The sequence below is a fragment of the Janthinobacterium sp. ROICE36 genome (assembly GCF_002869965.1).
Taxonomy (GTDB): Bacteria; Pseudomonadota; Gammaproteobacteria; order Burkholderiales; family Burkholderiaceae_D; genus Janthinobacterium.
The window spans coordinates 63,155-69,314 of the sequence record NZ_PEBS01000025.1 but is presented as its reverse complement, the minus strand read 5'-3'; the positions used below and the strand labels follow the sequence as shown (position 1 = coordinate 69,314).

Below are 6,160 nucleotides of genomic sequence, written 5' to 3'. Positions count from 1 at the left end.
CCAGACGGTATTTCATGGTATTGCCGCCCAGACCGAAGCAGCCTTGCGAACCGCCGTCGCCCGAGGTATTGCTGCCGGCGCCAGCGCGCAGGTAGCCATGGAAGCCTTCGGCGTCACTTGGGTACATGGGATCGGCAAGCGCGGAAGCGCTGGCGATGGCCAGGATCAGGGCAGGTAAGGTTTTCAATGCAGTGCGATTCATGCGGTCTCCAGAAGAATGTAGGTGGTAGCGCTGGCGCCCCGGAGGACGGCCATCGCATACGGTCTAATGCCGAAAACCAAGTCTAGCAGCGCTTTTTTAAGCACCCTGATACAAAACGGACAAGTGACGATACTTTCTTCCAGAGTGTTGTTTTTGCTACATATCGATACTCTCGCGCATAGAGAGCCTGCAAAAGAGTATCGAATTGCGGTTTTGGAGTATCAGAAAGTATCAAAGTCCGGTGCTACATTGTGGTCGTGGTGCTAAGTACTTGAGCATTGCCAACGACAAAAAACACTGGAGACACACAATGAAACGTTCCGCCATTGCCGCGCTGTGCGCCGGCGCCTTCTGCTTCGCTTCGTCCGCCTTTGCCGCCACCGACCTGGTCATCGCCACCGTCAACAACGGCCACATGATTGAAATGCAAAAGCTCAGCAAGTTCTTCGAGCAAGCCAATCCCGACATCAAGCTCAAATGGGTGACCCTGGAAGAGAGCGTCTTGCGTCAGCGCATGACCACCGACATCGCCACCAAGGGCGGCCAGTTCGACGTGATGACCATCGGCCTGTATGAAACCCCCATCTGGGGCAAGAAAAACTGGTTGATCCCCATCAAGCCGGATGCCAAATACGATATCGACGACTTGTTGCCGGCCATACGCGAAGGCCTCTCCGGCGATGGCAAGCTGTACGCGTCGCCGTTCTATGGCGAAAGCTCGATGATCATGTACCGCAGCGATCTGGTCAAAAAGGCGGGCGTGACGATCGAAGACCGCCCCACCTGGAACCAGTTGCGCGACGTGGCCGCCAAGCTGCACGATCCGGCCAACGGCGTGTATGGCATCTGCCTGCGCGGCAAGCCGGGCTGGGGCGACAACATGGCCCTGATCACCACCATGGCCAATTCCTACGGCGGCCAGTTGTTCGACATGCAGTGGAAACCGCAATTCACCAGCAAGCCCTGGAAGGATGCGGTCACCATGTATGTCGACTTGCTGAAGAAATACGGCCCGCCGGGCGCGGCCGCCAACAGCTTCAATGAAAACCTGGCGCTGTTCAACCAGGGCAAGTGCGGCATCTGGATCGACGCGACCATCGCCGCCTCCTTCATCACGGACCCCAAGCAAAGCAAGGTGGCCGACAAGGTGGCGTTCGCCCAGTCGCCCATCGGCGTGACGGAGCGGGGCGCCAACTGGCTGTGGATCTGGTCGCTTGCCATCCCGGCGAGCTCCAAGCACCCGAATGAAGCGCAGCGCTTCATCAACTGGGCCACATCGCCCGACTACGTGAAACTGGTTGCCAAGGAAACCAGCTGGGCCAACGTGCCGACGGGCACGCGCAAGTCGACGTATGCCAGTCCCGAGTTCCAGAAAGTGGCGAAGTTTGCCGCCGCCGAAGGCAAGGCCCTGGCCAGCACGCGCGCCGTGCAAAGCACCATGCTGCCATCGCCGTACGTGGGCGTGCAATTCGCGTCCATCCCCGAATTCCAGGTGATCGGCGTGGCGGCAGGCCAGCAAATGGCGGCTGCGCTGCTGGGCAAGGTGACGGTCGACCAGGCGCTGGAATTGTCGCAGCAGACGGCGGAGAGAGAAATGCGTAAAGGCGGCTATTACAAATAAGACGTCTCCGGTCTTGCTGTGCCATTTGCTTTGTCAACAGGTGATGTGATTGGCCTTGCTGTTCCGCGGGGCCGTCACTCCCTCACGTCCCAAGAGTATCCTATGAAACGCATTATCCCCCGGACTTTGCTGACGCCGGCCGTGGTTGCCGTCTCCGTCATTTCCGTGATTCCGTTGTTGATCACGCTGTATTACTCTTTCGTGCGCTATTCCATGCTCGATCCGAGCGGCCATCCTTTCCATGGCCTGGACAATTTTCACTTTTTCTTTACGGACGCCGCCTTCCTGCCGGCATTGCAGAATACCTTCACCCTGCTGTTTTCCGTGATGCTGATCACGGTGGTGCTGGGCACGGCGCTGGGCTTGCTGATCAATGAAGCGTTCCCGGGGCGCGCCATCGTGCGCGTGCTGCTGATCTCGCCGTTTCTCGTCATGCCGGCTGTGAATGCCCTGATGTGGAAAAACATGCTGCTCAACCCGATCTACGGCCTGTTCGCGCAAATCAGTCTGTTCTTTGGCGCCACGCCCGTCGACTGGCTGTCGGCCTACCCCCTGCTTTCCATCATCATGATGGTCTCGTGGCAATGGCTGCCATTTGCCTGCCTGATCTTCATGACGGCCCTGCAATCGATGGACCGCGAGCAGCTGGAAGCGGCGCGCATGGATGGTGCCATCTATCTGCAGCAGTTGCGCTACCTCTATATTCCCCACCTGGGCCGCGCCGTCTCGGTGGTGCTGATGATCGAGATGATCTTTTTGCTATCCATTTTTGCGGAAATCTTCACCACCACGGGCGGCGGTCCCGGCTTCGACACGACCACCATCACTTTCATGATTTATCAGCAGGCACTGCTGTCGTATGACGTGGGAGCGGCCTCGGCCGGTGCCCTGTTCGCCGTGCTCATCGCCAACATCGCCGCCTTCTTCCTGATGCGCGTCATCGGCAAGAATTTGTCGGAATAAGGAGACCTTGATGCATAGCAAACTTAATCTGTATAGCCGCACGGCCGCCGCCTGGCTGTTCGCACTGCTGCTGTTCTTTCCCATTTTCTGGCTGGGCTTGATGGCGTTCAAGACGGAAGGGCAAGCCATTTCCACGCCGCCGCTGCTGTTCTTCACGCCGACCCTCGACAGCTTCCGCGAAGTGCTGGCGCGCGATAATTACTTCGGCTACGCGTGGAACTCGCTGTTTACCAGCGTGGTGTCGACGGCCATCGGCCTCTTGATCGCCATTCCGGCCGCGTATTCGATGGCTTTCTTTCCCACGGGCGGCACCATCGGTTTGCTGAAATTCATGCTCAGCTCGCGCTACATGCCCGGCGTGGGCGCCCTGATGCCCATCTATATCTGCTACCAGTACTTCGGCCTGCTCGACACGCGCATCGGACTGACCATCATGTTCATGCTGATGAATTTGCCCATCATGATCTGGCTGCTGTACACGAGCATGAAGGAGTTGCCGCGTGAAATCCTGGAAGCGTCGCGCATGGATGGCGCCACCGTATGGGATGAGTTCCGCCACGTCGTGCTGCCCCTGTCCGTGGGCGGCATCGCTTCCACGGCCCTGGTGTGCATGGTGTGGTCGTGGAATGAATCGTTCTGGTCACTGAACCTGGGCGCCTCCAACGCGGGCACCCTGGCCTGGCTCATCGCTTCGTATTCCAGCCCGGAAGGACTCTTCTGGGCAAAATTGTCGGCCGCCTCCCTGATGGCCATCGCCCCGATCATGGCGCTGGGCTGGTTTTGCCAGAAACAATTGGTCCAAGGTATGACCTTTGGCGCTGTTAAGTAAACACTATTGGATGACATCATGGCTTACCTTCAACTGAGTAATATCGAGAAATTCTTTGGCGAACACCGCGCCATCAAGGGCATCGACCTGGATATCCAACAAGGCGAATTCGTCGTCTTCGTGGGGCCGTCAGGTTGCGGAAAATCAACCCTGCTGCGCCTGATCGCGGGCCTGGAACCGATCGATGGCGGCAAGCTGTCGCTCGACGGGCGCGACATCACGAACGTGCCGTCGTCCAAGCGCGACCTGGCGATGGTGTTCCAGTCGTATGCGCTGTATCCGCACATGACGGTGTTCCAGAATATGTCCTTCGCGCTGAAGCTGGCCGGCGTCGATCCCGCCATCATCCGCGAGAAAGTCGACAAGGCGGCCGCCATCCTCGACCTGGGGAAATTCCTGGAACGCACGCCGAAGGAACTGTCGGGTGGCCAGCGCCAGCGCGTGGCCATCGGCCGCGCCATCGTGCGCGACCCGAAAGTGTTTTTATTCGATGAACCGCTGTCGAACCTGGACGCAGCCCTGCGCGTGCAGACGCGCATCGAGATCGCCAAACTGCACCGCGAACTGGGCGCCACCACCATCTATGTCACGCACGATCAGGTGGAAGCGATGACCCTGGCCGACAGGGTGGTGGTGCTGCGCGACGGCCAGATCGAGCAGCATGGCTCGCCATTGGAACTGTATGACCACCCCGCCAACCGCTTCGTCGCGCAATTCATCGGCACGCCCAGCATGAACGTGGTACCGGCCGATGCGGCGCCGCAGCTGCTGGCGCAGGCGGGCAGCGCGGCGCAGGTTGATGGTTTTGTCGGCATCCGTCCCGAGCACGTGCACCTGGGTGCGGCGCAGCCGGGCAGCGTGCCCGTCACCGTCGACCTGGTGGAATCGCTGGGCGTGGAAACGCTGACCTATGTGCGCCTGCCGAACAATGTGCAGGTGGTCTCGCGCGGCGCCGAACGCAGCAGCCTGCAACCGGGCCAGCAGACGAACCTGACCTTCGAACCGGGCTTCGTCCATCATTTTGACCGCGCCGGCAAGACTTATGCGGCCGCGAAAGGAGCGCTGTAATGGACGCCATCGCATTGAAGCAGGCGAACCTGGCGCGGCTGCCAGCCAGGGTGGCCGTGCCCGCGTATGCGCGCGAGACGCTCGTGCCCAGCATCGTGCATATCGGCGTGGGTGGCTTTTTTCGCGCGCACCAGGCCGTGTACCTTGACGATTTGCTGGCCTTGCCCGGAAATGTCCAATGGGGCTATTGCGGCGTGGGCTTGCTGCCGCATGACGCGGCCATGCGCGACGCCATGCAGGCGCAGGATGGCTTGTACGCGGTGGTTGAACGCAGCGCGGCCGGCGACTCGGCGCGCATCATCGGCAGCGTCGGCGAATATCTGTATGCGCCAGACGAGCCGCAGGCCGTGCTGGAAAAGCTGGCCGACCCTGGCACGCGCATCGTCGCGCTGACTATCACCGAGGGTGGCTACTATGTGAATCAGGGCACGGGCGAGTTTGATGCGGATCATGCCGACATCGTGCATGAACTGGCCCATCCCGAGGCGCCGCGTTGCTCGTTCGGCTACCTGGCCGCCGCGCTGGCCTTGCGCCACCAGAGGGGTCTGGCGCCGTTTACCATCATGTCTTGCGATAACCTGCAAAACAATGGCGACGTCACGCGCAAGATGCTGCTGGCCTTTGTCGCCCTGCGCGACCTGGAACTGGCGCGCTGGCTGGCCACCCATGGCAGCTTCCCCAACAGCATGGTCGACCGCATCACGCCGGCCACCACGGATGAACACCGGGCGCTGGTGCGCGATAGCTTTGGCATCATCGATGCCTGGCCCGTGGTGTGCGAGCCATTCCGCCAGTGGGTCATCGAAGATGAATTCCCGCAGGGCCGGCCGGCCTGGGAAAAGGTGGGTGCGCAGATGACGCACGACGTGCTGCCGTATGAAAAAATGAAGCTGCGCTTGCTCAATGCCAGCCACCAGGCCCTGTGCTACATAGGCATGCAGCTCGGTTACACGTATGCGCATGAAGCGATGATGGATGCCGGCATCCGCACGCTCGTGCGGCGCATGATGGATGACGAGGTCACGCCCCTGCTCGACGAAGTAGACGGCATCGACCTGGCCCGCTACAAGGACACTCTGATCGAGCGCTTTTCGAATCCTGCCGTGCGCGACCAGTTGGCGCGCATCGGCACGGAAGGCTCCGCGCGCATCCCGAAATTCGTGCTGCCGTCCGTGCGAGAAGCACTGGCGCAAGGTGGTGCCATCAAGTTGCTGGCCTTCACGGTGGCGTGCTGGTTCCGCTACCTGGAAGGCCACGACGAGCAAGGGCGCGAGATGCCCTTGAACGACCCGTATGCGGCGCGCCTGCGGGCGCTGGCGCTGCAGGGCGGGGCGGACGCCACGGCGCTGCTGTCCTTGCGCGAGCTGTTCGGCGACCTTGCCGACGCGCCCGCGTTTACGCAGGCGGTGGGGCAGGCGCTGGCAAGCCTGTATGGGGCAGGCGCGCGCGGGGCGCTGGAACAGAGCGTCGCCTGAAG

6 protein-coding genes are annotated in these 6,160 nt (G+C 61.0%); 5 read left to right on the top strand and 1 reads right to left on the bottom strand.

Annotated elements, in window-relative coordinates; translation table 11 throughout:
- Positions 1-202: carbohydrate porin (locus CSZ94_RS12690; protein WP_146009797.1), on the bottom strand; the 202-nt coding region annotated here is incomplete at its 3' end.
- A gap of 310 nt (positions 203-512) precedes the next feature.
- On the opposite strand from CSZ94_RS12690, the gene CSZ94_RS12685 reads away from it, so the two are divergent.
- The 5 genes from CSZ94_RS12685 to CSZ94_RS12665 all read left to right on the top strand — a co-directional run bounded on the left by CSZ94_RS12685 (position 513) and on the right by CSZ94_RS12665 (position 6,158).
- A complete protein-coding gene (locus tag CSZ94_RS12685; RefSeq protein ID WP_102121830.1) occupies positions 513-1,823 on the top strand; it encodes an ABC transporter substrate-binding protein in 1,311 nt (436 codons plus the stop codon).
- Between the two features lie 102 nt (positions 1,824-1,925).
- Positions 1,926-2,786 carry a carbohydrate ABC transporter permease gene (locus tag CSZ94_RS12680; protein ID WP_102121829.1) on the top strand — a complete coding sequence of 287 codons (861 nt, stop codon included), beginning with the start codon at positions 1,926-1,928 and terminating at the stop codon, positions 2,784-2,786.
- A gap of 10 nt (positions 2,787-2,796) precedes the next feature.
- Positions 2,797-3,615 carry a carbohydrate ABC transporter permease gene (locus CSZ94_RS12675; protein ID WP_102121828.1) on the top strand — a complete coding sequence of 273 codons (819 nt, stop codon included), beginning with the start codon at positions 2,797-2,799 and terminating at the stop codon, positions 3,613-3,615.
- 18 nt (positions 3,616-3,633) lie between these two features.
- The gene (locus CSZ94_RS12670; RefSeq protein ID WP_102121837.1) at positions 3,634-4,683 is read left to right on the top strand and encodes an ABC transporter ATP-binding protein; all 1,050 of its coding nucleotides are present in this window, start codon (positions 3,634-3,636) and stop codon (positions 4,681-4,683) included.
- The gene (locus CSZ94_RS12665) at positions 4,683-6,158 is read left to right on the top strand and encodes a mannitol dehydrogenase family protein (RefSeq protein ID WP_180977451.1); all 1,476 of its coding nucleotides are present in this window, start codon (positions 4,683-4,685) and stop codon (positions 6,156-6,158) included. Before CSZ94_RS12670 ends, CSZ94_RS12665 begins: the two co-directional genes overlap by 1 nt.
- Positions 6,159-6,160 lie beyond the last annotated feature (2 nt).